Origin of the sequence: Streptomyces formicae (assembly GCF_002556545.1) — a bacterium.
GTDB lineage: Bacteria > Actinomycetota > Actinomycetes > Streptomycetales > Streptomycetaceae > Streptomyces > Streptomyces formicae_A.
The window spans coordinates 8903451-8927532 of sequence record NZ_CP022685.1; the positions used below are offsets into that span (position 1 = coordinate 8903451).

The following is a 24082-nucleotide window of genomic DNA, read 5'->3' on the forward strand; positions in this document are numbered from 1 at the left end:
CTTGGATGCGAGGGTCGCACCGGATGGGTCTCACCGGGGCGGTACCCCGCTGGGCGCGTCCGATACGGGCGGCGGTCGATGTATGACCGAGGCCACGACGAGTATCCGTGGACCGGACCCGGCTCGCGATGGCCGGGTCGTCGCCTGCCTGCTGCCCGGAGGCCGGAGCGCCCGCAGGCCCCGTTCGGTGGCCCTCTGTTCGCCGTGTCCGGGCGCCGGCCGTCAAATGGAAGCACCGCGACCGTTTCCAGGTGCACTGCTCCGAATGGCGGGTACGCGTGAAGTCCTCGAAAGGGGCGCGGCCCGCATCGGCCGTGCCCCGACCGGAAGGAGTACGTCATGCCGCAGGGGTCCAACGCGAAGCGCGAGCGACAGTACGAGCACATCAAGGAGAGCGCCGAGAAGCGCGGCACCTCCAAGAGCCGGGCCAAGGAGATCGCGGCCCGCACGGTGAACAAGGAACGGGCCCGCTCGGGCGAGTCGAAGACGGCGAGCAAGACCTCGACCAAGGACAAGAAGTCGGCGTCCCAACGCGGCGGCGAGCGCTCCCACAGCGGTGCGCAGGGCCCCACGAAGGACCAGCTGTACGCGGAAGCGAAGAAGCGCGGGATCAACGGCCGCTCCTCGATGAACAAGCAGGAGCTGGCCAAGGCCCTCGGCCGCTGACAGCCGGAACGACGTCCCGAAGGCCGGGCACAGTGGCCCTGGCCGTGAGTGTGAGGGAGCGAGAGACACGTGCAGGTGGGATACAAGCTGGCCGCGGAGGCGTTCGGACCGGCGGAGCTGGTGCGTCAGGCCGTGAGGGCCGAGCGGGCGGGCTTCGATTTCGTCGAGATCAGCGATCACTATCATCCGTGGCTCGACAACCAGGGTCATTCGCCGTTCGCGTGGACGGTACTGGGGAGCATCGCGGCCAAGACCTCCACGATCGGGTTGGCGACCGGCGTGACGTGCCCGACCGTCCGCTACCACCCCGCGATCATCGCCCAGGCCGCCGCCACGTTGGCCTTGTTGTCCGAGGGGCGCTTCGTCCTCGGTGTCGGGTCGGGTGAACGTCTCAACGAGCACGTCGTGGGCCCCGGCTTTCCGGAGACGGTGCCCCCTCGGCACGCCATGCTCAGGGAGGCGCTGGAGATCATCCGGTTGCTGTGGGACGGGGGATACCGGTCCTACGAAGGCAAGTACCTTCAGCTGGCCGACGCCCGGGTGTTCGATCTGCCGGAGGAGCCGCCTCTGATCGCGGTCGCCGCGAGCGGCCCGCCCTCGGCGCGCATCGCGGCGGAACTGGGCGACGGCCTGTTCGCCACGGAGGCCAAGCAGCAGATCACGCGGCACTACCGCGACGCCGGAGGCACCGGCCCCCGCTACGCGGAGGTACCGATGGCCTGGGCACCCGACGAGAACACCGCCGCCGAGGCCGCCCTCCGGACCTCCCGGTGGGCGCTGACCGGGTGGAAGGTGATGAGCGAGCTGCCCAACCCCGTCAACTTCGATGCCGCGACCTCGACCGTGCGCGCGGAGGACATCCTGGAGAAGTTCGCCTGCGGTCCGGACCCGGCCCGGTACGTCGAGGCGGCCCAGCCGTTCGTCGATGCGGGCTTCGACAGGCTGGTCATGCAGAACGCCGGGCCCGACCCCGACGGATTCATCGACTTCTACGAGAGCGAACTCGACGCGCGCATCCGGAAGTTGAAACCGACCGGTACGCAATTCTGAATGGGTAGGGGACCGGCAGGCACTCCTCAATTCGCGTTGGACCGGCACGACTTCCTGAATCGGCATCGGAGCGGTCTGCATGCTCAGGCTCGGAATTCCCGTCATCGGCGTCGCGAACCTGCCCCGCGCCGTGGCCTTCTGGACCGCCGCGTTGGATCTGGTCGCTGCCGAGGAGTGGCGGAGTCCGACGTGGCGGACCCTCCACCATGCCGACGGTTCGGGCCGGGCCCTTGGCCTGATGTCGAGTGCGTCCCCGCCTGAGCACCGGCCGCGTCTGCACCTGGACCTGTTCACCGACACCACAGGTGAACAGCGTGCCGAGGTCCGCCGACTGATCAGCCTGGGCGCCCGGACGGTCGAGTGGGATTTCTACCCTCCCGAGCCCGACTTCGTCGTACTCGCCGATCCGGACGACAACCTGTTCTGCGTCGTCGACCTGAGCCGTGCGCCCAGCGGCAGCGGTGGCCCGCGCCCCTGACCGGTGGGCCGAGGCCGCTCATGAGTGTGTCGTGCAACACGGTTGTTTGTTCGCGGAGTCGTCGGGCAGACGGATGTCAGTGCTTGGGACAACAGGCGCTCTGCCAGGGGCATTGGCCCACCCCCGAATGGGGTGTGTTGACCGGCTCCTGGTCATCCTTGCCGACCGCAACGATGAGGGAGCGAATCCTTATGCCTAATCGCCATTCGCACGACGACGCCCCTGACACCCTGCAGACGTTCCGGTACCTCGCGGACACGCCTGAAGGACCCGAGCGGGATGTGCTGGTGGAAGAGCTGGTGGAGGCGTGGCTGCCGATGGCACACCGGCTGGCCCTGCGCTTCCGCAACAAGGGCGAGAGCCTGGACGACTTGAAGCAGGTCGCCGCTCTGGGCCTGGTGAAGGCGGTCGAACGCTTCGAGCCCGAGCGCGGCGCGTTCGAATCGTACGCGGTGCCCACCATCACCGGTGAGTTGCGCAGGCACTTCCGTGATCACGGCTGGGACGTCCGTGTCCCGCGCCGCGTCAAGGACCTGCGCAACAAGGTCCGTTCCGCGCGCCGTGAGCTGCTCGACCAACCCGGTCACGGGAGTGAACCCACCATGGAAGACATCGCGGCGCGGGCCGGGCTGTCCCTGGAGGAGGTCCGCCACGGCATGGAAGCGATGGACAGCTACAGCACTCTGTCCCTGGACGCCGAGACGAGCTCGGCCACAGGGGGGTTCAGCCTCGCCGACACCCTCGGCAAGCCGGAGGCGGCCTACGACCTGATCGCTGACCGGGAAGCCGCCAAGGAGGGACTGCGCACGCTCCCTGAGCGCGAGCGCGAGATCCTCTACCTGCGCTACTTCGAGGACATGACCCAGGCCAGCATCGCGGAGAAGGTCGGCTGCTCCCAGATGCATGTCTCCCGCCTGATCACGCGCAGCTGTGCGCAGGTCCGCGAGCATGCCCTCCAGGGCGTCGACGCGTATCCGCAAGCTGCCTGAGAGAGCCGACCTGAGAGAGCCGAAGAGCTGACGCGGGCGGTTGGTTGAGGGAAATCGCGCCAACAACGTCCAGCCGGTGTGCCGGGCCCTCCGGGGCCCGGCACGTCGGTGGATCAGTTGGTGGATCAGCCGGTGGATCAATCGGTGGACAGGGCTTCGATCAGCCGTCCTGCCTCCGGATCCTTCAGGGCACGGGCGGTGTCGGCGAGGGCGACCATGCCGACCAGGGCGTTGCCGTCGATGACGGGCAGTCGGCGGACCTTGTGCCGGGTCATGGTGGCGAAGATCTCGTCCGTGTCGTCGTCCGCGCCGATGGTGACGGCTTCTCCCTGCGCAAGGGTGCCGGTCTCGACTTCGCCGGGGTCGAGTCCTGCGCCGAGGACCTTGACCACGATGTCGCGGTCGGTGACCACGCCGATGAGACGGTTGTCGTCACCGCAGATGGGCAGCGCGCCGACCTGGAGGTCCTTCAGTTTGCGCGCTGCCGCAAGGGCGGTCTCGTGTGCCCCGACGCACTGCGCGCCGCCGGTCATGATCTCTCGTGCCGTAGTCATGGTGAACGCTGTCCCTTCTTCGCGTGGGGAACTCCCGGTGCCCGGGACCGGGAACGGTCCGGTACGGGTAGCCGGATCGACAGGGGACGAAACAGGCACAGGGCCTGTTCGTCGGCCAAAGGCCAGTTGACGGAGATAGTCGCAGCTCGGCAGATTGAGGCCGACTCGCATCGGCACCACACCCGCACCGGAGAGACAGAGTGAGTGATCATGAAGAGACAGCGAAGACCGCAGAGACCGTCGCTCGACTCGAGGAAGAGGTCGATCACTTGAGGAAGGCCGTAGATTCTCACGCCACGGTCGACCAAGCGATCGGCATCGTCGTCGCCCTGGGACAAGTCACCCCCGAACAGGGGTGGGATGTTCTGCAAGAGGTGTCGCAGCACACCAACATCAAGCTCCGCTCCATCGCGGACCTCATCGTGACGTGGGGCCAGAACGGGGAACTCCCCGCTGAAGTACAGGCCGAGCTCGGTGCGAGTCTGGCTCGGCGCTCGGAAGGCCCTCCATCGGAAGGCCCCCCATCGGCGGGTTCTCCCGCCTGAGGGACGAGCCCGCTTCTGCCCCGGGTCGCAGGGAGGCGCCGCCGCCTCCCTGCAACGTCGGCGGCCCTCAGTTCACACGTACGTGGCCCCAGTTCGCACGAACGCGGACCCAGTTCACACGTACACCGCAGCACGTTCTCCCCGGCCCTCCTCGACGAGTCAGTCCGTGGCCGACGGCCGTACAACCCTTCGGCTCCACCACGGGTCTCTTGTTCGCCGGCTGACCACCCCACCTCCGCTTTTTCACTCACACCTTCCCTCGGCTCACAAGGAACCCCAACACCCATGCGCATCCGCACAACCACCTCGCTCGCCACCTTCCTGGTGGCGGGCCTCGTCCCCCTCGCCCTGCCCGCCACGGCGGCAAGTGCCGCACCGGCGAAGCACGGCGACGACTTCAACGGCGACGGCTATCGCGACTACGCGTACTCGAGCTTCAGCGCCAGAGGGGGCGGCGGCGTCACCGTGGTCTTCGGGACCGCCACCGGGCCCGGCTCCAGACAGCAGCGCATCACCCAGACGAGCTCCGGCGTGCCCGGCACCGACGAGGCCGACGACATGTTCGGCGAGGTCCGGGCCGCCGCGGACTTCGACGGTGACGGATACGGCGACCTCGCGGTGGCGGCGACCGGCGAGGACGGCTCGCACGGCGCCGACCAGGGCGCCGTGACCCTCCTGTGGGGCTCCGCGTCCGGCCTGTCCAAGGGCACGACCCTCCCGAACAAGAACCCGGGCCGCAACAACTACATGGGCAAGGACCTGGCGACCGGCGACTTCAACGGCGACGGCAAGCAGGACCTGGCCGTCATCAACGAATCCATGACGTACGTCTACCGCGGCCCGCTCAAGCGCACCGGTACCACCGGCACGGTGACCAAGCTCGACAAGACGACGTCCTTCTACGCCTCGGCCCTGATCTCCGGCAAGGTCAACGGCGACAAGAAGACCGACCTCGCGATCATCGGCGACGTGGTCGGCTCCGAGAAGATCGCGTCCGACGCCTGGTTCATCAAGGGCGGCGCGACCTCGCTCACCCCGGGCAAGAGCCTGCGCCTGGAGTCCCAGCCAGGCAACGGCGGCAGCTCCGAGCGCGGCGGCGACGGTGTCATCGCCGACTTCGACAAGGACGGCTACGGCGACATCGCCATCGGCACGTCCCTCTACTCGAAGCACAAGGGCCGCGTCAGCGTCTGGTACGGCGCCTCCGGCGGCCCGTCGCGAAGCGCCCGCCTCACCCAGTCGACGAGCGGTGTCGCAGGCACCCCGGAAAACCACGACGAGTTCGGCTCATCCGTCTCGGCGGGTGACGTCAACGGCGACGGCTACGCGGATCTCGCGGTCGGCGTGCGGGGCGAGGAGATCGACGGTCAGGAGTACGCGGGCGGCGTGCACGTCTTCAAGGGCCGTACGAGCGGCCTGTCCGGTGCCGGTTCACAGTGGTTCGCCCGCAACACCCCTGGCGTACCCGGCCCGTTGACGGCCGACGACCAGTTCGGCGGCCTGGTACGGCTGCGCGACACGAACGGTGACGGAAAGGCCGACCTGCATGTGAGCGCCGTCGACGCTCTGCGGCTGCCCGGCTCGGCCGGCGGCATCACCACGGCGGGCGCGACGGGGTACGACGCGGCACCGATCGACGGCTTCCTGCAATAGACACCCGCCCGCCGTCCCGCGCCGCACCCCGCCGAGCGCGCGGACGGCGAGGTGGGCCCCAACTGCACGCGGTGAACGGAGGGTTCAGGAGGTCTGGGCCTTGTCGTACAGGGCCTTGGCCTCGTTGCCGAAGTACGGGCCGAACATCCTGTTGGGCAGGAAGGTGTAGCCGAAGCTGTTCACCGACGCCTGCAGCCCGGTCCCCGCGGACTCGTTGAACGAGGTGAACCAGGGGCCGCCGCTGGAGCCGCCCGTCATGTTGCAGCCGAGGCCGTGGTCCTTGGTCATGCCGAGGGGGTCCTTGCCCGCGGTGCCGCTGCAGTAGATCAGCTTCTTCCCGTCGTACGGGGCCGCGGCGGGATAGCCGAAGGCGTACATCGCCCTGCCGTAGGCGCCGTTGAACTCCACGCCCTGCGCGCCGACCGTGTCCGCGAGCTTCTTGCCGTTCAGCGGGGCGACGACGGCCGCGCCGACGTCGTAGTTGATGTCCTCCCGCGCCGCCCACTGGTCGGTGGCGAGGGTCTTGGTGGCGGACCACTGGCCGTAGGGGGCCTGGCCGTCGTTGTAGGCGGGAACGAAGACCCAGTTGGTGTGCCAGGCGCCCTTGTACTTCACGCAGTGCCCGGCGGTCAGCACGGTCGAGCCGTTCTGGCTGGTGACCGAGGACCCTGAACAGGACGCCGTACGCCCCTCGAAGGTGAAGAACACCCGCCCGGTGGTCTTCACCACGGCACCGCCGCCCGTCCAGGGGCCGCCCGGCTGCGGGATCGCGGTCGGTGAGACGACGCTTCGCCGGGCTCCGGGGGCAGGCGTCTTGAGTCCCTTGAGCTCCTTGAGCGCCTTCGCGCCGGAGCGGGAGAGGTCCAGGTCGAGCGGCGTGGCGTGGCGCATCCGCTCAGCGGTCCAGAACCCCTTGTCCGCCGTGTGCTGCCGGAACGACGTGGCGGAGGGAGCCGCGCTCGCGGTGGCTGCCGCGGTGGCTGCTGTGAGAGATCCGCTCAACAGGCTGCCGACGGCCAACAGAACGGCTGTGGTGGTGCGTTGGAGTCTCACGCGTGTCTCCTTCTGCCGCAGTGGGGATGAGCCGGTCTGGCTGTGCGGTGCGGATCGACGTGCGAGTGGCAGCGTGCAGGAACGCTCGGGTGCGGGTCAATACGCTTACCCGCCGCCCCTGAACGAGCCGCCCCGCCCAGTCCCCTCCTCGGAACCTTCGGCGGGGGTTCGAAGGCAGGGCCCTAACGTTTTCCTGGTGTATACAGGCGCGCCTTTGCCACGATGCGACGGGCGTCAGCACGCATCTGCCGTGCGTCCTCCTGCTGCTGTCGGGCACGCTGCGTTGCCTCACGGCAGCGTGCGCCGATCTCCTTCAGAAGGATCAGACTTTCCATGTCCGACGGTTCCACGGTGCCCCCTGGGGTCCGGTCGCGCCGGGCACGGGCCAAGCGATGTGAGTGTCTCGGCGGGTCAGGACTCCTCCAGGCGTACGGTCGCGATCTCGTTCCAGCCACGGGCGGCGGTCCGCTCCCTCAGTTCGAGGTCGGCGTTGGCCCTGACGAGCAGACATTGGGGCGGCGCGAGACGGCGGGCCAGGACGGTCAGGATGTCGAGGATGGCGTTCGAGATGAAGCGGACGTCGGTGAGATCCAGGACGATCTCATCGGTGCGTGCCGCCTCTTCGGTCAGGACCAGGGCCAGGGGGCCGCGGTGGGAGCTGAAGACCTCGCCCCGCAGACGCACACCGGGGGTGTCGTACAGGGGCAGCATGAGCAGGAGTTCGTCGGCGAAGTAGCCGCGCATTGCTTCTCCCAGGGACTTGGGAAGGCACCGCTGCAAAGCGGGAAGGCGGCGACAGGGGGGAAGCCGTGGCGGGCCAGACGCGGTGCTGTGTGGCGAGCTCAGAGTCCCGCTGGTAGCTGCCGCTGGCGAGAGGGCCCCAACCTGGGCCCGAGGGAACGCCGGTAGGTCGGATGCCGCGCTAACAGCAACCCATCGACCACGGACTGTTTCCAGCGTACCGCCGTACGTGCTCTCTCGGAAGGGGCACCCCGGATCAATGCCGCCCTGTGTGGCCTGCCGAATCGTTCGGCCTGGCACGGGAATTGGCGCGACCGCCTGTCCTGGCGGCAGCAGGACCCAAGTAGTCAGATATGTGCCCGTGGCAAAGTTCTGGGGCTGTCCGGCCCCTGTCCCGGAGGGCTGCTGCGGAGTAGACACACGAAGTACAGCGAGACGGCCTGGACCCCGGCGGCGCCGCTTGCGACTGTGGCTCCCTCGCGGTCGCCCGCAGGTCGCCCGGGAGGGCGTTCCGGCACAGGCTGGGCCGTGACCGGGGCGGTAGCTGCCACGGAGGTGGCTGTGCGGCTGCGTGCGCCCCGCGGGGCAGCTCCCCACCGTCCTGCGGGACGCACTCCCTCGACGGGCGCCCAGGGGACGCGGGATTCCCCTGTTCGACGCAGCGCCCGGAGGGGGCCGGTGTAGATCCTGGGGAACGACTTCCCTGACAGGCCGACGTAATGCGGAAACGAAAGCCCCTCCTTGAGAACCCCACTCGGAAGCTCCGACGGGGGTTGCCAGGCCGGTTTCACGGCGAGCAACGCACAGTCAGCGGAACAGGCGGAAGAACCCGCGCACCTGCTCGACCAGCGACTCCGGTTGCTCCAGCGCGGCGAAGTGGCCACCACGCGGCAGCTCCTGGAACCAGCGCAGGTCGGTGAACCGCAGCTCGGCCTCCCGCCTCGACGGGCGGGTGATGTCGCGCGGGTAGACCGAAAGACCGGACGGCGCGGTCACCTTGTCCCGGAAGTCGGCGAAGCTCTCCCAGTACAGGCGCGCCGACGACGTGGCCGACGCGGTGAACCAATAGACCGAGATCTCGTCGAGGATCGTCCGCCGCGACAACGCGTCCTCGGGATGGCCGTCGTTGTCCGTCCACGCCCAGAACTTCTCGGCGATCCAGGCGGCCTGTCCCGCCGGGGAGTCGGTGAGGCCGTAGCCGAGCGTCTGCGGCCGGGTCGCCTGGATCGCCGAGTACCCCCGGCCGGTGCGCTGCATCTCCTTCTCGGCCTCGATACCGGAGTCGGCGCAGCCCGCGTTGAGCGTCGGCACCTGGCCCTGCCGGGCCGGGCAGGTTCCGGCGTTTCGCCCGCGCCCGCCTTCGGCGAACTCCCGCTGGCCGCCGGGGCTTTCGTCGCAAAGCGGTCTTGTAGAGATGTGATGGTCAGGTGTGACTGGTGTGATGATCCAGCTGTTCACGAAGTGTGAGTACGCGCCTGTGCTTTTCTCCCCCTCAGAGCGTCCCGCCTCGGCACGCACGCTGAGGGCCTGGAAGGCCCCCCGGGGGTGTCCTCCTCGGTCAGCACTCATGGGAAACATCGCGTGTGGTCCGAGTTCCGCACTACCCAGGAGCCGTCTTGCACATACCCAGATACGTCACCGCCGTCTGTGCCGCCGCCGCGGCGACGGTCTTGGCCACCTCCACGTCCGCGGCGGCGGAGACTGGCCCGACGCAGGACAACTTCCTTCCCGCCATGGCCTATTCCATCCTCCGCCTCGACATAGATCCGCCGGGCGCCAACGACTGGAACTGCCGTCCCAGCGCCGCCCATCCGCGTCCGGTCGTCCTGGTACACGGCACTTACGAGAACCGCTACAACAACTGGGCCCGTATGTCACCCGAGTTGAAGGCTCAGGGCTACTGCGTCTACGCCCTCGACTTCGGCGACACGGACGATGCGGGGGTGGCTCTCGCTCCCACCGTCAAGGGCTACGGAGACATCAAGAAGTCCTCCAAGGAGCTGGCCGCCTTCGTGGACAAGGTGCTCGCCGCCAGCGGCTCCCGCCAGGTCGACCTGGTCGGCCACTCCCAGGGCGGGACCCTGTCCCGCTGGTACCTCAAGGCCGACGGTGGCGCGAACACGACCGACCCGTCGAAGAACAAGGTCAAGAAGATCGTCCAACTCGGCGCCACCAACCACGGCACCACCATGAGCGGCTTCACGACTCTCGCCGACAAGCTCCACATTCTGCAATCCGGGGAGAAACCCCTCGGGAAGGCGGGCGTCCAGCAGTACTGGAAATCCGACTTCATCAAGGAACTCAACGCCGACGGGGACACCGTGCCCGGGGTCGACTACACCGTGATCGCCACGAAGTACGACGAGATCACCACCCCCTGGCAGAGCACGTTCATGACGGCGGGCCCCGGCGCAACGGTGCAGAACATCACCTTGCAGGAGGGCTGTTCCGTCGACTTCTCGGCCCATCTGAGCATGTCGTACAGCCCGCGTGCGATCGGACTGGTCAAACGGGCCCTGGACCCCTCGGCGCCGACGGCGCCCTGTGTGCCGCGGGCGCCCGCCTTCTGATTCCGGCCCGGCGTACTCGCGAACACGGAGCAGCGCCACGGTCTCCTTGCCCACACCTCGCGGGCGAGGCGTTCAGTGTGCGGTGAGGCCGCCGTCGACGACGAGTTCCGAGCCGGTGACGAAGGAGGAGTCGTCGCCGGCGAGGAAGAGGATCGCGGGGGCGACCTCATCGGCGCGGCCGGCGCGGCGCATGGGGGTGCGCCGGATGTCCGGTTGCCGGTCGCCCTGCTCGTCCAGGAGGTCCTGGATCATCGGTGTGGCGATCACTCCGGGATGTATCGAGTTGACCCGTACGCCCTGCCGTGCGTACTCGACCGCGGCCGTCTTGCTCAGCAGGCGCACCGCGCCCTTCGACGCCTGGTAGGCCGCGGCCGCGCCGCTGCCCACCAGGCCGAGCACGGACGAGGTGTTGATCACCGACGCGTTGCCGCTCGCTCGCAGCAGCGGCATCGCCGCCCTCATACCGAGCCAGGTGCCTTTCTGGTTCACGTCGATCACGCGGTCCCACACCTCCTCCCGCGTGTCCTCGATACCCGGCCAGTCCAGGATTCCGGCGAGGTTCACCAGCACGTCCAGCACGCCGAAACGATCGCGTACGAGGGCCGTCACCTCCTCCCATTCCCGGGCGGATGAGACATCGAGGAGAGCGGTCGTCACCTCCGCGCCACCCGCCTCGACGCGCCGCGCCAGCTTCCGGAGGGGTTCCCGGGCTACATCGGTGATCACCAGCCGGGCGCCCTCCCGGGCGAAGAGTTCGGCGGTCGCCGCGCCGATCCCCCCGGTCGCGCCCGTGATCAGGGCCACCTTGCCCTCAAGACGTCGTCCGGTCATACGTGCGGTCCTTTCCTTGCGTTTGATTTGATACGTCTGTCAGCGACTGGTGCCCGAACCCCGCTGCCCCGCTTCGCTCGCCGCCCCGCTACGACGGGCTCGACTCTCGGTACAGCACGAGGTGTTCGTGGTAGAGCACTCCGTCGCGGATGTCCCCCGTAGCGGTGAACCCGGTGTCGTCGACGTAGTCCAGGTGACTACCGGTGACCGTGTAACGGCCGGTGTACGCACTGGCCCGCTCGCCGCGAGCCTCGTCGTAACGGCCGTCCGGCAGCAGCTCCTGCCGGATGTGCCCGTCCTCGGTCACCCACATGCCGACCACGTCCACGTGGCCGTCCTCGATCGCGGCCATGGCGGTCTCCTTTCCTCGAACGGTGCGGTCCTTCCCGCTCCACCGAGTCTGCGCAGGTCAGCGATGACCGACCAGGACGTTTGCTGCCTGGGTGCACCACACCCAGGCAGCACGGCGGCGCGCCGCCTAGCCTCAGGACATGGACGACAACCGCATGGGGGAGTTCCTGCGCGCGTGCCGCGCCGCCCTGCGCCCGCACGACGTCGGGATGGCGAGCCACGGGACCCGCAGAGTCGCCGGGCTGCGCCGCGAGGAGGTCGCCGTCCTGGCCGGAGTGAACGCCGACTACTACACCCGCCTGGAACAGGGCCGCGAACGCAACCCCTCGCCCCAGGTGATCGACGCTCTCAGTCATGCGCTCCGCCTCGACGAGGACGCCAGGGCACACCTGTACCGGCTGACCGGGGCCGCCCCCGCCGACCGGCTGTCGCCTCGCCGCACCGAACGCGTCAGCCCCGCCCTGCGACAGCTGATGGACGGCTACCCCAACACCCCGGCGTTCGTCATGAACAGGACCCTCGACCTCCTCGCGGTCAACGCGCTGGCCCAAGCCCTCTACTCGGCGTACACCCCGGCGGACAACCTCGCCCGCATGACGTTCCTCGACCCGGCAGGCCCCACCTTCCACACGGACTGGAACCGGGCGGCACACGCCACCGTCGCCAACCTCCGCGAGGCGACCGGCTTCGAACCGGACAACCCGCGGCTGCGCGAACTCGTCGCCACCCTCACCGAGCACAGCGCGGACTTCGCGCGCCTGTGGCAGTCCCATGCCGTGCGAGGCAAGACGCAGGACGCCAAACACCTCCTCCACCCGGACGTCGGCCCGCTCACGCTCACCTACCAGGCGTTCGACGTACGCGAGTCACCCGGCCAACAACTCGTCATCTACCACGCCGAACCGGGCAGCCCCAGCGCCCACTCCCTCCACCTGCTCGGCTCCCTCCACGCCACCCGGCGCCGAGACCGCTCCGAGCACACAGCTGATCAGCCAACACAACAGTGACGTCGGACGGGTACCGCGGCAGTTGTAGCGGACGTCCGTGTACGGCACAGGTTTGCGCGGGTGTCCGACCAGGAGGGGACGACGGCTCCCCACGCGCGTCCGTAACGTCGGGTAGGTCGCGTGAGAGGTCCGGAGAGGGCCGGAGGGACCACCGGGCCCCGCGCACGTGAACACACCTGTAGTGGCAACGGGGGACGAGCCAATGCGGATACGTGTGAAGTTGAGCCCATGCTCCGTGGCGCCGGGCCATGGGGCCCGGTAGCAGGGCGGCAGCGCGGGAGGGCCGCTACGGCGGCTTCGTCTTCGCGCTCCTCGCGACCGTCATCTGGTCGGGGAACCTCATCGCGGCCAGAGGGCTGCGTGACTCCGTGCCGCCCACCTCGCTCGCCTTCTGGCGCTGTGTCGTCGCCGTCGCTGCGATCGCCCCCTGGGCGGTCCGGTCCTTCGTGGCCGAAAGGCGTCACGTCCGCGCCCACGCCCGCTTGTTGGTGCTGCTCGGGTTCCTGGGGATCGCCGCGTACACCGTCATGGTCTACCTTGCGGCCCATACGACCACGGCCACCAACATGTCCCTCCTCGCCGTGACCGCCTCCGTGTTCATGCTGTTGCTCTCCCGCATCCTGCACGGCGATCGCCTTGGCCGGTACCGCGTCGCGGGCAGCGCCATCGCCCTCGCGGGTGTCGCCGTCCTGGTGACCCGCGGGTCCCTGAGCGAGCTCACACCGCGCCCCGGCGACCTGTGGATGCTGGGCGCGACCCTGATCTTCGCCGCTTACTCGCTCCTGGTGCGCGGCGTCCCGAAGAGCCTCAGCGGGACGACCGTGCTGTTCGGTACGTTCGCGTTCGCCCTGGCCCTCCTGCTGCCCTGCTACCTCACCGAACTCGCACTCAGCGGCGGATTCCCCGTGACCCTGCCCGTGCTCGCCTCGCTCGGCTACGTGGGCGCGATGTCCTCGGGGATGGCCTACTTCTGCTGGAACCGTGCCGTGGGGCGCATCGGGCCCGCACGGGCCGGACTCATCTACTACCTGCTGCCCCTGTTCACCGCGCTGTCCGGTCTCTGGCTCCTCGACGAGCCGATCCTCGCGCAACAAGTGGCCAGTATGCCCCTGATCGTCGCAGGGGTCGCCCTCGGACTGCGCACCCCCTCGACCGCCCCCGGCCCTCACCGGAATCACGCGTCGGACGTCGGCGCCCGAGAAGAAGGAGCAGAACGATGAAGTCCTCCTGGGACGGCACCCGTTACACCAGCGCTCAGGTCCTTGCGCATGAGCGCCATGACATCTTCGAACGGCACTGGATCTGTGCAGGGCGTACCAAAGACCTGTCACGTCCGGGTTCCTTCCTCCGTGCGGACGCCGGAACCGAGAGCGTCCTGCTGGTGCGCGGCCGCGACGGCGAACTGCGCGGCCTGCTCAACCTGTGCCGCCACCGAGGAGCCCGCCTGTGCGTGGAGCGTGAGGGCGATCTTGGATCGTCGCTGCGCTGCATGTACCACGGTTGGACGTACGGACTCGACGGCCGCCTCACCGGTGCCCCGCATCTGCGCGAAGTGCTCCAAGAGGGCGAGGGGGAGGGGAGGTTGGACCTGCACGCCGTAGCGGCCGAGGAGTGGCTCGGCTATGCCTGGGTGAGCCTGGCGACCGCGGCCGCGCCCCTCGCCGAGCAGATGGAGCCTCAGCTCGTCCACCGCCTGGGCAGTGCCGACGCCCTGGATGAATACACCATCGACGACCTCGTCGCCGTCGACTCGCGCATCTATGACGTACGCGCCAACTGGAAAATGATCTTCGAGAACTTCAGCGAGTGCTACCACTGCCCCACCCTGCACCCCGAACTCTCGGCCGCCCTGCCCCATTTCCGTACGGGATACGGGACCATCAGCGGCCCGGTCGGCCAGGGTGCCCGGCTCGCCGACCACATGACGGGCTTCTCCCTGTCCGGAAAGGCGGCCGCCGCGCCCCTGCCCCGCCTGAGCGTGGAGAGCCACCGCACCTTCAACTCGGTCAACCTCTGGCCGAACACGGTCCTCGTGCTCCTGCCCGACCACGTCGTCTGCTTCCGTGTGGAACCCCGGGCCCCCGACCGCACCATCGTCACCGCGGACTGGCTCTTCCACCCGCAGGCCGCGGCCGCACCCGGCTTCGACCCCGACGACGCGATCACGCTCCTCGACATCGCCAACCGCCAGGACTTCGAGGCGAGCGAACGCGTCCAACTCGGCGCCAGCTCCGCGCACTTCTCCTCCGTGTACCCGCCGCACGAACACGTCATCGGGGACTTCCACCGCTGGGTGGACGACGCGCTCGGCACACGCGCAAGGTCCGGGGAGCCCTCCGCCGTGGCGGGGGAGAGGGGCCGGACGTGAAGACCCACCGCATAGGCTCCACGAGCGTCCGGGTAACCGAACTGGCCCTTGGCGGAGGATCGTTGGGCGGCATGTACACCCCGGTGCCCGCACCCCAGGCGGCCGCCACGGTACGCCGCGCCCTGGACCGCGGTCTGCGCTACATCGACACCGCCCCGCACTACGCGGCGGGCATCGCCGAGCGGCGCCTGGGCGACGCGCTGGCCGCCGAGGACCGTGCGCGCTACACCCTCTCCACCAAGGTCGGCCGCCTCCTGAGGCCCGCTGACCGCGCGCACCTGGACCATCCGGACCGGGAAACGGACGTCGACCCCCGCCTCTATCCGGACGAGCCCCCGACCGCCCGTATCCGGGACTTCACCCGGGACGGCGTGCTGCGCGCCCTGGAGGAATCCCTCACCCGGCTCGGTCTCGACCACGTCGACATCGTGTACCTGCACGACACCCACCACCACGAACGCCTCGCGACCGAGAGCGCGTTCCCGGCCCTCGCCGAACTCCGCGCCCAGTCCGTGATCGGTGCGATCGGCGTCGGGCTCAACGACGCGGCGATGCTCACCCGGTTCGTACGCGGTCTCGACCTGGACGTCATCCTGTGCGCGGGCCGCTACACCCTCCTCGAACAGCCCGCGCTCCACGAGCTCCTGCCCGCCTGCGAGCAGCGAGGCGTCTCGGTCGTCATCGGCGGCGTCTACAACTCCGGCCTCCTCGTCGCCCCCCAACCCGGCGCCCCCTACAACTACACCCCGGCCCCCGCGCCAATCCTCGCGCGCGCCCGCCGCCTGAACGAGGTGTGCCGCGCCCATGCCGTGCCCCTGCGCGCCGCGGCCCTGCACTTCCCTCTGCGCCACCCCAGCGTGGTGAGCGTCCTCACGGGCTGCCGCTCGCCGCAGGAGGTCGACGACAACGTCGTCCTCTACGAGCGTCCGATACCGCAGGCACTATGGGACGACCTGGAGTCGGCGGGGCTTGTGACCGGCGCCGTGTGAGCGCGAGTAGGCGATACAGAAGCGCATCGAGGTGATGACCTGCTGCGGCAACGCTCGTTGGGCTGAGTATGAACCGCACCCGCACCAAGCGAATCCTTGCCGGGCTGGCCGGCGCAGTGGCCACCCTGAGTCTGACGTCCGCCCTCCCCGCACAGGCCGCCGACGGGTACGACCGGTGCCCTGCCGGGTCGTACTGCCTGTTCTCCGGTCTCGACGGCACTGGTGACATGATCACGTTGAGCCGCAGCACGCCCGACCTCACGGCGCTCGGCATGAACGACCGGGCCAAGTCGGACTGGAACCGAACGTCTTCGACCATCTACTTGTGGTCCGACGAGAACTACTCCGGCTGCACGACCGTCACCTCCGCCGGCCCGACCGGCAAGGGCAACTTCTTCCCGGCCTATCAGGACTTCTTCAGCTCCGTGCAGTTCGACGGCCCGGGCGGCCCGAGCTGCGGCACACCGCCGGGGGAAGACCGCTGAACACCGCGCTCGGGGCCACCCCCAGCTGGCCGATCTCACCGAATGTCGACCGGGCCGGTCGCCGGGATCGTATGTCAGCGCGCGGTGACGGCATACGCGGGGAGCGCGCGGTTGCCGCGCGGCTTGGCGATGGCCCGGAGAACGTCGGCCTGACTCAGGACGAGCTGCCGCACCGCCTCGGGCAGCGCGGCCAAACGCTCCTCCGTTCCGACCAGGTCGAGGCAAGCAGCGATTTCCCAGTCACCGTCCTGAAGATCTTCCGTGTCGACCGGCCTGCTGCCGTCGGCCGTCCAGCCGGCCTCAGGCAGGAGCCGCAGCAGCCCCTCACGGGAGAAAGGCGTGCGGACGTTGCCCTGGCCAGGCGATCCTGCGGCCTCGGCCTGTCCCTGGATCAGCGCGGCGAGCAGGTGCGCCAACTGGTCGTCAGAGGCAGGCGTCAAGTCCCACTCGGCGAACCATAGTCGCCGCGCCCACGGCCGCACCCGGGCCAGTGTGTCTCGCAGTTCTCCCAGCGATGTGAAGTACCAGGAGCAATGTGCGAGCACCACGTGGTCGAAGGTGCTTTCGGGGAAGTCGACTGACGGGTCGAGGACATCGGTACCGAAGCGGAAGTCGATGCGCGGACCGAGAGGGCCCGACGCGAGCCGGGCTGCCGATTTTCCGAGCGTGACCGGGGCCCCATAGGAGGGTTCGGCCACGTCAATGGCCACCACGCGCCCTTCGGGCCCCACCGCCTCCGCAAGGACGGCGGTCATGTCGCCCTGACCGCAGCCCAGTTCGAGGACGGTTGAGCCCGGTGCGATGTGCCAGCTCGCCACGAGCGCGGCGCGGTGGTGAGTCTGGGACAGCTGGATGTCCGGGCTGTGATCGGCGGCGGCCATCCCGGCCGCGAGCGAGGGAGCCTTGGCGCGGAGATCGGAGTGATTCACAAAGTCCTTGGTGATGCTCGACGGGTCGGTGCGGGCCGATGGTATGAGACGCGGGAGCGGCGGCGCCTCCGACTTCCTGGGCATCCTGCGATGCCGCAGCAGCCCATTCGGCAGGGGAGGTGAAGGGGACCGGGGCCGTGCACCTACCAGGAGCAGGCAGGGGAAATGGCGTTGTGTCCCGTGCGACCGGTAGGGATGCTGGCTGGTCGGAGGCGGTGAAGATGACCAACGTTGTGTTGAAGCTGTCGGCACGCGATTTCGTGCATGCGGACCTCGCGTCGTGCGGGTGGTCGGGGTCCGAATTCCACTTGGCCGGCGTCGCGACGCAGTTGGAGCGTGCCCGGCTCGGCGAGGTCGACTACCTTGCGGTCTGCCCTGCGACGGACATTCCCGTGGCGAAAGGTGGCGTCGACTACCGGGCCAAGGAGGGGGTCGGCACGCTGTGGCAGCTGGCCGTCCATCCGGCCTTGCAGTCGTGCGGAATCGGCACCTTCCTCGTCGAAGCCGCGGAGCTCCGGATCAGGAACCGTGGTCTGCGGCAGGCCGAGCTCGGTGTGGAGGAGAACAACCCCCGGGCTCGGGCACTGTACGAACGACTGGGCTATGTCGCGTACGACCGTCAGCCGGACTCGTGGGACGAGCAAGCCCCGGACGGATCGCTGCGCCGCTACGAAACGATGTGCACGTTGATGCGTAAGGAACTCTCGTAAGGCGGCTGACGGCTCCCGGACTACCCGGAACTCAAGCTACCCGGAACTCAAGGCCGCCCAGGTGCGCGCAGGCGTGAGCGGCTTCCTGGGCAAGGGCGTCGGACCGCGCCCAACTCGTCGCCATCGCCTACCAAACGGGCTTCGTGCGCGTGCACCAACCACCACAGGTGCGAACCGCAGCGGCTGAACCAGTACCGGTAATCAGGCCGCGACAAGCTCCCGCACGCTGTCCGGCGTCTTGACCTTGGGCTTCTTGTTCGGCAGTGAGAGCCGGAAGACCTTGTGCCACGCGGAGAACACCTGCTTGGGCAGCGGCCCGGTGACGTACTCCAGCTCGTACTTCTTGAAGAGCGCGCGCACCTTCACCGCGACCTCGGCGTACCGGTTGCTCGGCAGGTCCGGGAAGAGGTGGTGCTCGATCTGGTGCGACAGGTTGCCGGTCATGAAGTGCATGGCCTTGTTGCCGCTGATGTTCGCCGAGCCCATCATCTGGCGCAGGTACCACTGGCCGCGCGTCTCGCCCTCGATCGACCGGCGTTCGAAGACCTGCACACCCTCGGGGAAGTGCCCGCACATGATCACCGAGTGGGTCCAGAGGTTGCGGACCAGGTTCGCGGTGAACGTGGCGCCGAGCGTGGGGAGGAACGACGGGCCCGAGAGCAGTGGGTGGATCACGTAGTCCTTGAGCACCTGCTTGCGGATCTTGCGGCCCACGGCCCTGGCCCGCGCGCGGAACTCCGGGTTCTTGCGGCGGCGCTTGTGCAGGTTCTTGCCGAGCTCCAGGTCGTACGCCGCGATGCCGTACTCGAAGAAGCAGGCGTTGAGGAAGTTCCACAGCGGCTGGCCGAGGTGGAACGGGTGCCACTTCTGGTCCTCGTCGACGCGCATGATGCCGTAGCCGAGGTCGTTGTCCTTGCCGATCACGTTGGTGTACGTGTGGTGCAACTCGTTGTGCGAGTGCTTCCACTGATCGGACGGCGAGACGTGATCCCACTCCCAGGTGGTGGAGTGGATCTTCGGGTCCCGCATCCAGTCCCACTGGCCGTGCAGGATGTTGTGGCCGATCTCCATGTTGTCCATGATCTTCGCCACGGACAGCCCTGCGGTGCCGATCAGCCACGCGGGCGGGAAGATCGAGAACAGCAGTACGCCCCTGCTGACCAGTTCGAGCTTGCGCTGAGCCGAGATGACCTTGCGGATGTAGGCGGCGTCCTTCTCGCCGCGTCCTGCGATCACCTCGTCGCGGATCGCGTCCAGCTCGCGGCCGAGCTCCTCGATCTGCTCCGCGGTCAGGTGGGCGGTGGGGTCGGTGGCGGTCAAGGCGCTCCTACCGTTCGATGTCGCAGGGGCCCGCGGCGGCGGACACACAGGTCTGGATGAGGACGCCCGGCTCGGCCTCGGTGATCTCGCCGGTGCGCAGGTCGCGGACGGCGCCCGCCTTGAGCGGCGTGACGCAGCCGAAGCAGATGCCCATCCGGCACCCGGAGGGCATGAGCACACCGGCCTCCTCGCCGATGTCCAGCAACGGCGTGGCGCCGTCCGCGTCGACGGTCCTGCCGGTGGAGCTGAACGTGACCTCGCCGCCGTCACCGGCGACGACGATGCCGGGGCGGAAGCGTTCGGTGTGCAGGCGCTCTTGGACGCCGTGCTCGGTCCAGTGCTCTTCGGCGGCGTCGAGCAGGCCCGCGGGCCCGCACGCCCAGGTCTCGCGCTCGGCCCAGTCGGGCACGAGTTCGTCGAGACGGGCGATGTCGAGCGTGCCGTCCCTGTCGGTGTGCACCTCGGTGAGCCGCAGCTTCTTGTCCGCGACCAGGTCGTGCAGTTCGTTGCGGAAGATCACGTCTTGCGGCCGTGGCGCACAGTGGATCATGACGACGTCGTCGAACTCGGTGTCGCGCAGCATGCCCATCACGGGCGTGATGCCGCTGCCGGCCGTCAGATAGAGCACCTTGGCGGGCTTGGCCCGGGGCAGCACGAAGTCACCGGTCGGCTGGTCGAGCTGGATCAGCGTGCCCGGTGTGGCCCTGCGGACCAAGTGGTTGCTGACCTTGCCGTCCGGGATCGCCTTCACGGTGATCGTGACGCGGCCGTCCTGGCGGTTCGTCGGCGACGTGATGGAGTAGGCACGCCACAGGCGCACCCCGTCGACGTCGACTCCGATCCGCAGGTACTGACCGGCCGTGTGGCCGCGCCAGCCCCGTCCCGGCCTGATCACGATCGTCGCGGCGTCATCCGTCTCGGGGTGCACGGACTCGATGCGCCCACGCAGGTCGGCGCCCGCACGCAGCGGGCTGACCAGGTCGAGGTAGTCCGACGGCAGCAGCGGCGTCGTGACCATCTCCAGCAGTTTCCACGCCCTGCCGCGGAGGGCTGTACTCGTCATGACTTCAGCTTGCTGCGCCTCAGGGCGTAAAGTCCTGACCGCAGGACGTGAATCTGGTCGACTGAGTTGTTCGCAGGGAACAAAAACGTGAGCCATGCAATCCAGAGGGCCAGCGAACTGGCTCTGGATGAGACGACGGTCACCGCACTTAGGGCGGCGCTGAGGACCACCGCCGACGAGGTCGTCCAGGCGATCATCGACGAGGTCCCTCCCTACGCCAACGCCCTTTCGGGCCGCATGGGCGCCACCATCCGCCGAGCCGTCCGCACCGCCCTGGGGCACTACCTGGACCTCGCGAGCGGAAACGCCACGGGCGGCGACGCCGGTGACGCGGCCTACGAGCTGGGCCGCGGCGAGGTGCGCGACGGTCGTTCGATGGACGCCTTGCTCAGCGCGTACCGCGTCGGCGCCCGCGTGGCCTGGCGGTGCCTGGCAGCGGGTGCCGTACCCGCGGGTCTGCCCGCCGCCGAGGTCGCCAAGTTCGCCGAGCTGACCTTCGCCTACATCGACGAGCTCTCCGCCGCGAGCGCCGCGGGCCACGCCGACGAACTGGCCGCCCGGGGCAGGGCCCACGAGCGCCACCTGGAACACCTCGCCCGCGACCTCCTCGCCGGCGCGAGCCCGGACGTGCTCCTCGCCTCCGTGCAACGGGCCGCGTGGCAGCCTCCGGTCTCGCTGACCGCGGTCCTGCTGCCCGCCGACCAGGCCCGGCCCGCCTACCGCGTGCTCGACCCGAGCACCCTCGTCCTCGACGATCTGCCGGACGGCACCGGCGTGCTGCTCGTCCCCGATGCCGACCGATCACATCTCTCGCGGCAGCTGACCGACCGCACCGCCGTGGTCGGCCCGGCCCGGCCGTGGACTCGTGCGTCCGCCTCGTACGCACGAGCCGTACGCGCGCGCTCCCTCTCCGCTGATATTCGCGACACCGAGGACCACCTGCCCGAGCTGGTGCTGAGCGCCGACGCGGATGCGTTCGCCGACCTGCGTGCCCGAGCCCTCGCGCCGTTGCGGTCCTTGCCTGTCGCGACCGCACGGCGCCTTGAGGAGACGTTGCGGGAGTGGCTGCTGCACCAGGGCAGGCGGGACGAGGTGGCGGCGGCGTTGTTCGTCCATCCCCAGACGGTCCGGTACCGGATGTCGCAGCTGCGGGAGCTGTTTCCGGATCTCGCATCGCCGCACCGGGTGCTCGAACTGACGCTGGCGCTCGGTCTTCGGGCCGACTTGGGAAGCGGTGGCGGATGATGGGGGTGGAATGACGGAACGTCGAGGTCAGGAGCTTCCATGGCGAAGCGGGTTCACCGACCCCGTGAGGACGCGGAGTTCAGTTTCATCCTCGGGATGAGCGGAGTTCCGGTCTTCGCGTACTTCACCGGGACATGGCCCAAGGCGATCGAGCCCTGCCGGGTGATGGACCTCGTCGTGGGCGACATCGCCGACGACTACGCGGGCCGCCTGACGGTCGTCCGCGCCGACATCACACGTTGTCCGGCCGCAACCGAGAGATACGGGATCACCGGAGCCCCGTCCTACGTCCTGCTGAAGGAGGGTGAGGCGGTGGCGCACGGCTCGGGGCCCATGACCCTCACCGAGATACGGAAGTTCTTGGACGGCCACCTCTGAGCGGCCGCTGCGGCACGTGGCCGCAGCGCCCGTCACGTCTCGTCGCGGGGAACCGCGCTGCCCTGAGACACCGCGTGCTCGGCTCACGGGCCGCGCCAGAGGTTGGCGAAGGCGGCGTTCTCGATGGTCCGCCTCTGGCGTACGGCCTCCAGCTCCATCACCGCGTCGTGGACGGCGGCCAGCACGGTCGTCACCGCCTCGTCATCGAGGCCGGGCTCGTCCTCGGATCGGTCGTCGCCGATGCCCACGACCGACGCGAGGGAGACCAGGACGGCTTCCTTCTCCTTCCAGCGGTCGGCTGCACGGCGGCGCGCGGGCGTGTCGACCAGCTCCACGCGCTGCGAGCCGAAGGGCAACCGGCCGCCGCGCTGCGGCTTCAGCTCGTCGTTCTTCTCCATGGCGGCCTGGTACGCGGCCGAGAGGTCTCGGCCGCGGCGCCACAGCCAGTCCTCGATCCGCTCGTAGGGCGCCTGCTGAGTGAGCCCTGAAGCGGCCTCGCTCATGAACTGATCGTCCAGCGTCGGCTGTCCACCCGGCACGATGCGGTCACCGTCCACGGCGACCGCCCCCGCACCGATGAGATCGATCAGCTCGGCTCCCGCGAGTGCGAGGGACAGGTCGCCCTGTCCCACGGAATGCTCCAGGTCCATAGCGATGATGAACAGGTCTTTCGCCGTGGTCATGAACGGTTCCCCTCCGAAACATCGCCAAAGGTGCGTCCCCGCCTACCGGGCCCGCGTCCGAGGCAGGCGCGGCGGCGGGGCGACTGTCACCACCAGTATCGCCGCCCACGCGGCCGAAGCCTCTTCCGGATCCCGAGCCGCTTCGTCCGCCTGTCCCTCTAGCGGCTGTGAACGGGCGATGAGAACAAGACCGTCAGTACTGGGACAGCAATCCGCCACGTGAACGATCAGACCCCTCCTGTTCGCGTCGGCGGCCGGGAACAGGCCTAGTCGCACCACTGAGGCGCATTTACCGTGCGCCTATGGATGAGCTGCGCACACGCAAGAGCGCCCAGACCAACCGCCCTGTTCAAGGAGGCCGTCATGGCACAGAACAGCACCGAGCAGAAGTTCACCTTCCTGTTCAATTGGTTCGACCGCACTGGCGACGGCTACCTCACCCGCGATGACTTCCAGCAGATCGGTGAGGTGTTCGCCGCGGTAGCGCCGGACGAGAGCAACAAGAGCGCGCTGCGCGAGGCGTTCATGCTGTGGTGGGACGTCCTGGGCGAGGCCGGTGCTCCGGACGCTCAGGGCCGCATCGGGCGCCAACAGTTCATCACCGCCATGCGCTCCCACATCGCCGCCGATGCCAAGACCGTCGAACGCCTGGTGACGCCCATCATCGACGCCCTCATGCGCGCCCTGGACACCGACAAGAGCGGCACGCTCACCGCTGATGAGTACGTCCGCATGTACGAGGCCCTCGGTATCGACCCGGCCACCTCCAGCGCGGCCTTCCAGCGCCTCGACCGCAACGGCAGCGGCACCATCACCCACGACGAGTTCCGCACCGCCATCGAGGAGTTCTACCTCAGCACCGACACCGAGGCACCCGGCAACTGGCTGCTCGGCTCGCCACTGCCGCGCAGCTGATCGGTCCCGATGAGCACTACCTCTTCAGGCCGCTGCCATCCGCCCACCGTCCGCCGTGCGGACCAGTAAAAGTAATCAGGACTTTGGTCCTGTGTATAGGTTCTGTGAGCGGATATCTGGATCTTACCGGCCTTCGACGGGAGGCGGCCGGTATACGTCCAGGCGGAAATCCCGCCGGATTCTCGAAACCTCAGGAGACGTCGTGGGCATCATCGCCTGGATTCTGATCGGTCTTATCGCGGGCGCTATCGCCAAGGCGCTCATGCCCGGTAAAGACCCGGGCGGCTGCCTCGTCACCATGCTCCTGGGCATCGTCGGTGGTCTGCTCGGTGGCTGGCTCGGCAAGGTGATCTTCGGAGTGCATTCCATCAACGGCTTCTTCCACCTGTCGACGTGGATCGCCGCGGTCGTCGGTTCGGTGATCGTGCTCATGATCTACCGCCTGGTGACCGGCCAGCGGTCGCGCTGACCGCCCTGGAGCCAGGCGCGCTGATGTGCTGCCGGACGCG

Annotated in this window: 27 protein-coding genes; 17 read left to right on the forward strand and 10 right to left on the reverse strand. The window is 68.8% G+C overall.

What is annotated here, in order from left to right; genetic code table 11:
* Positions 1-339 precede the first annotated feature (339 nt).
* The 4 genes from KY5_RS38320 to KY5_RS38335 all read left to right on the forward strand — a co-directional run bounded on the left by KY5_RS38320 (position 340) and on the right by KY5_RS38335 (position 3183).
* The gene (locus tag KY5_RS38320) at positions 340-666 is read left to right on the forward strand and encodes a plasmid stabilization protein (protein ID WP_098246517.1); all 327 of its coding nucleotides are present in this window, start codon (positions 340-342) and stop codon (positions 664-666) included.
* A 69-nt stretch (positions 667-735) separates the two neighbouring features.
* Positions 736-1716, forward strand: a complete 981-nt coding sequence (locus tag KY5_RS38325; RefSeq protein WP_098246518.1) for a TIGR03557 family F420-dependent LLM class oxidoreductase — start codon at positions 736-738, stop codon at positions 1714-1716.
* 79 nt (positions 1717-1795) lie between these two features.
* Positions 1796-2194 (forward strand): VOC family protein, encoded by a 399-nt coding sequence (locus tag KY5_RS38330; RefSeq protein WP_098246519.1) that lies wholly within the window; start codon positions 1796-1798, stop codon positions 2192-2194.
* Between the two features lie 191 nt (positions 2195-2385).
* Positions 2386-3183, forward strand: coding sequence for a SigB/SigF/SigG family RNA polymerase sigma factor (locus KY5_RS38335; RefSeq protein WP_234363075.1), 798 nt, complete (start codon positions 2386-2388; stop codon positions 3181-3183).
* Between the two features lie 137 nt (positions 3184-3320).
* Here KY5_RS38335 and KY5_RS38340 read toward each other — a convergent pair whose 3' ends face one another.
* Positions 3321-3737: a CBS domain-containing protein gene (locus KY5_RS38340; protein ID WP_098246521.1), complete on the reverse strand. Its 417-nt coding sequence runs from the start codon at positions 3735-3737 to the stop codon at positions 3321-3323.
* 200 nt (positions 3738-3937) lie between these two features.
* Here KY5_RS38340 and KY5_RS38345 point away from each other — a divergent pair, with 200 nt between their 5' ends.
* Entirely contained in the window at positions 3938-4282 is a 345-nt protein-coding gene (locus KY5_RS38345) for an ANTAR domain-containing protein (RefSeq protein WP_098246522.1), read from the forward strand.
* 285 nt (positions 4283-4567) lie between these two features.
* Positions 4568-5935 (forward strand): FG-GAP and VCBS repeat-containing protein, encoded by a 1368-nt coding sequence (locus KY5_RS38350; RefSeq protein ID WP_098246523.1) that lies wholly within the window; start codon positions 4568-4570, stop codon positions 5933-5935.
* Positions 5936-6019: 84 nt separating this feature from the next.
* On the opposite strand, the gene KY5_RS38355 is transcribed toward KY5_RS38350, so the two are convergent.
* From KY5_RS38355 to KY5_RS38365, 3 genes are all read right to left on the reverse strand, one after another.
* Complete coding sequence (locus tag KY5_RS38355; protein WP_098246524.1) at positions 6020-6988, reverse strand: trypsin-like serine peptidase; 969 nt, start codon at positions 6986-6988, stop codon at positions 6020-6022.
* 411 nt (positions 6989-7399) lie between these two features.
* Complete coding sequence (locus KY5_RS38360) at positions 7400-7732, reverse strand: hypothetical protein (RefSeq protein WP_098246525.1); 333 nt, start codon at positions 7730-7732, stop codon at positions 7400-7402.
* A gap of 804 nt (positions 7733-8536) precedes the next feature.
* Positions 8537-9040 carry a hypothetical protein gene (locus tag KY5_RS38365; RefSeq protein ID WP_234363076.1) on the reverse strand — a complete coding sequence of 168 codons (504 nt, stop codon included), beginning with the start codon at positions 9038-9040 and terminating at the stop codon, positions 8537-8539.
* Between the two features lie 305 nt (positions 9041-9345).
* Between KY5_RS38365 and KY5_RS38370 the strand changes: the two genes are divergently transcribed.
* Positions 9346-10299: an esterase/lipase family protein gene (locus tag KY5_RS38370; RefSeq protein ID WP_199843431.1), complete on the forward strand. Its 954-nt coding sequence runs from the start codon at positions 9346-9348 to the stop codon at positions 10297-10299.
* Positions 10300-10371: 72 nt separating this feature from the next.
* Here KY5_RS38370 and KY5_RS38375 read toward each other — a convergent pair whose 3' ends face one another.
* On the reverse strand, positions 10372-11130 hold the full coding sequence (locus KY5_RS38375) for an SDR family NAD(P)-dependent oxidoreductase (RefSeq protein WP_098246526.1): 759 nt from the start codon (positions 11128-11130) through the stop codon (positions 10372-10374).
* Positions 11131-11218: 88 nt separating this feature from the next.
* Positions 11219-11482, reverse strand: coding sequence for an Atu4866 domain-containing protein (locus tag KY5_RS38380; protein WP_076972001.1), 264 nt, complete (start codon positions 11480-11482; stop codon positions 11219-11221).
* A 139-nt stretch (positions 11483-11621) separates the two neighbouring features.
* Here KY5_RS38380 and KY5_RS38385 point away from each other — a divergent pair, with 139 nt between their 5' ends.
* The 5 genes from KY5_RS38385 (at position 11622) to KY5_RS38405 (ending at position 16330) form a co-directional block, all read left to right on the forward strand.
* A complete protein-coding gene (locus KY5_RS38385; RefSeq protein ID WP_098246527.1) occupies positions 11622-12488 on the forward strand; it encodes a helix-turn-helix transcriptional regulator in 867 nt (288 codons plus the stop codon).
* 248 nt (positions 12489-12736) lie between these two features.
* On the forward strand, positions 12737-13708 hold the full coding sequence (locus KY5_RS38390) for a DMT family transporter (protein ID WP_098246528.1): 972 nt from the start codon (positions 12737-12739) through the stop codon (positions 13706-13708).
* Entirely contained in the window at positions 13705-14856 is a 1152-nt protein-coding gene (locus tag KY5_RS38395; RefSeq protein WP_098246529.1) for an aromatic ring-hydroxylating oxygenase subunit alpha, read from the forward strand. The genes KY5_RS38390 and KY5_RS38395 overlap by 4 nt, the downstream gene beginning before the upstream one ends.
* Positions 14853-15845 (forward strand): aldo/keto reductase, encoded by a 993-nt coding sequence (locus KY5_RS38400; RefSeq protein ID WP_098246530.1) that lies wholly within the window; start codon positions 14853-14855, stop codon positions 15843-15845. Before KY5_RS38395 ends, KY5_RS38400 begins: the two co-directional genes overlap by 4 nt.
* A 68-nt stretch (positions 15846-15913) precedes the next feature.
* The gene (locus KY5_RS38405) at positions 15914-16330 is read left to right on the forward strand and encodes a peptidase inhibitor family I36 protein (RefSeq protein ID WP_098246531.1); all 417 of its coding nucleotides are present in this window, start codon (positions 15914-15916) and stop codon (positions 16328-16330) included.
* Between the two features lie 74 nt (positions 16331-16404).
* Here KY5_RS38405 and KY5_RS38410 read toward each other — a convergent pair whose 3' ends face one another.
* On the reverse strand, positions 16405-17259 hold the full coding sequence (locus tag KY5_RS38410) for a class I SAM-dependent methyltransferase (RefSeq protein ID WP_098247758.1): 855 nt from the start codon (positions 17257-17259) through the stop codon (positions 16405-16407).
* 221 nt (positions 17260-17480) lie between these two features.
* Between KY5_RS38410 and KY5_RS38415 the strand changes: the two genes are divergently transcribed.
* A complete protein-coding gene (locus KY5_RS38415; RefSeq protein ID WP_098247759.1) occupies positions 17481-17969 on the forward strand; it encodes a GNAT family N-acetyltransferase in 489 nt (162 codons plus the stop codon).
* A gap of 201 nt (positions 17970-18170) precedes the next feature.
* Here KY5_RS38415 and KY5_RS38420 read toward each other — a convergent pair whose 3' ends face one another.
* Both KY5_RS38420 and KY5_RS38425 read right to left on the reverse strand, forming a co-directional pair.
* Positions 18171-19289: a fatty acid desaturase family protein gene (locus tag KY5_RS38420; RefSeq protein ID WP_098246532.1), complete on the reverse strand. Its 1119-nt coding sequence runs from the start codon at positions 19287-19289 to the stop codon at positions 18171-18173.
* 7 nt (positions 19290-19296) lie between these two features.
* Positions 19297-20352, reverse strand: a complete 1056-nt coding sequence (locus KY5_RS38425) for a ferredoxin reductase (RefSeq protein WP_098246533.1) — start codon at positions 20350-20352, stop codon at positions 19297-19299.
* Between the two features lie 87 nt (positions 20353-20439).
* Here KY5_RS38425 and KY5_RS38430 point away from each other — a divergent pair, with 87 nt between their 5' ends.
* Positions 20440-21597 (forward strand): PucR family transcriptional regulator, encoded by a 1158-nt coding sequence (locus tag KY5_RS38430; protein WP_098246534.1) that lies wholly within the window; start codon positions 20440-20442, stop codon positions 21595-21597.
* 39 nt (positions 21598-21636) lie between these two features.
* On the forward strand, positions 21637-21975 hold the full coding sequence (locus tag KY5_RS38435) for a thioredoxin family protein (protein ID WP_098246535.1): 339 nt from the start codon (positions 21637-21639) through the stop codon (positions 21973-21975).
* 83 nt (positions 21976-22058) lie between these two features.
* Here KY5_RS38435 and KY5_RS38440 read toward each other — a convergent pair whose 3' ends face one another.
* Positions 22059-22658, reverse strand: a complete 600-nt coding sequence (locus KY5_RS38440) for a GOLPH3/VPS74 family protein (protein ID WP_098246536.1) — start codon at positions 22656-22658, stop codon at positions 22059-22061.
* Positions 22659-23021: 363 nt separating this feature from the next.
* On the opposite strand from KY5_RS38440, the gene KY5_RS38445 reads away from it, so the two are divergent.
* Both KY5_RS38445 and KY5_RS38450 read left to right on the forward strand, forming a co-directional pair.
* Positions 23022-23573, forward strand: coding sequence for an EF-hand domain-containing protein (locus KY5_RS38445; RefSeq protein ID WP_199843433.1), 552 nt, complete (start codon positions 23022-23024; stop codon positions 23571-23573).
* Positions 23574-23775: 202 nt separating this feature from the next.
* Positions 23776-24042 (forward strand): GlsB/YeaQ/YmgE family stress response membrane protein, encoded by a 267-nt coding sequence (locus KY5_RS38450; RefSeq protein ID WP_098246538.1) that lies wholly within the window; start codon positions 23776-23778, stop codon positions 24040-24042.
* Positions 24043-24082 lie beyond the last annotated feature (40 nt).

Excerpts from the sequence above, each read along its gene's own strand:
- KY5_RS38330 (WP_098246519.1), top strand. The coding sequence starts at position 1,796 with ATGCTCAGGCTCGGAATTCCCGTCATCGGCGTCGCGAACCTGCCCCGC.
- KY5_RS38445 (WP_199843433.1), top strand. The coding sequence starts at position 23,022 with ATGGCACAGAACAGCACCGAGCAGAAGTTCACCTTCCTGTTCAATTGG.
- KY5_RS38350 (WP_098246523.1), top strand. The coding sequence starts at position 4,568 with ATGCGCATCCGCACAACCACCTCGCTCGCCACCTTCCTGGTGGCGGGC.
- KY5_RS38395 (WP_098246529.1), top strand. The coding sequence starts at position 13,705 with ATGAAGTCCTCCTGGGACGGCACCCGTTACACCAGCGCTCAGGTCCTT.
- KY5_RS38425 (WP_098246533.1), bottom strand. The coding sequence starts at position 20,352 with ATGACGAGTACAGCCCTCCGCGGCAGGGCGTGGAAACTGCTGGAGATG.
- KY5_RS38385 (WP_098246527.1), top strand. The coding sequence starts at position 11,622 with ATGGACGACAACCGCATGGGGGAGTTCCTGCGCGCGTGCCGCGCCGCC.
- KY5_RS38435 (WP_098246535.1), top strand. The coding sequence starts at position 21,637 with ATGGCGAAGCGGGTTCACCGACCCCGTGAGGACGCGGAGTTCAGTTTC.
- KY5_RS38340 (WP_098246521.1), bottom strand. The coding sequence starts at position 3,737 with ATGACTACGGCACGAGAGATCATGACCGGCGGCGCGCAGTGCGTCGGG.
- KY5_RS38335 (WP_234363075.1), top strand. The coding sequence starts at position 2,386 with ATGCCTAATCGCCATTCGCACGACGACGCCCCTGACACCCTGCAGACG.
- KY5_RS38360 (WP_098246525.1), bottom strand. The coding sequence starts at position 7,732 with ATGCGCGGCTACTTCGCCGACGAACTCCTGCTCATGCTGCCCCTGTAC.
- KY5_RS38320 (WP_098246517.1), top strand. The coding sequence starts at position 340 with ATGCCGCAGGGGTCCAACGCGAAGCGCGAGCGACAGTACGAGCACATC.
- KY5_RS38380 (WP_076972001.1), bottom strand. The coding sequence starts at position 11,482 with ATGGCCGCGATCGAGGACGGCCACGTGGACGTGGTCGGCATGTGGGTG.
- KY5_RS38415 (WP_098247759.1), top strand. The coding sequence starts at position 17,481 with ATGACCAACGTTGTGTTGAAGCTGTCGGCACGCGATTTCGTGCATGCG.
- KY5_RS38375 (WP_098246526.1), bottom strand. The coding sequence starts at position 11,130 with ATGACCGGACGACGTCTTGAGGGCAAGGTGGCCCTGATCACGGGCGCG.
- KY5_RS38440 (WP_098246536.1), bottom strand. The coding sequence starts at position 22,658 with ATGACCACGGCGAAAGACCTGTTCATCATCGCTATGGACCTGGAGCAT.
- KY5_RS38405 (WP_098246531.1), top strand. The coding sequence starts at position 15,914 with ATGAACCGCACCCGCACCAAGCGAATCCTTGCCGGGCTGGCCGGCGCA.
- KY5_RS38390 (WP_098246528.1), top strand. The coding sequence starts at position 12,737 with ATGGGGCCCGGTAGCAGGGCGGCAGCGCGGGAGGGCCGCTACGGCGGC.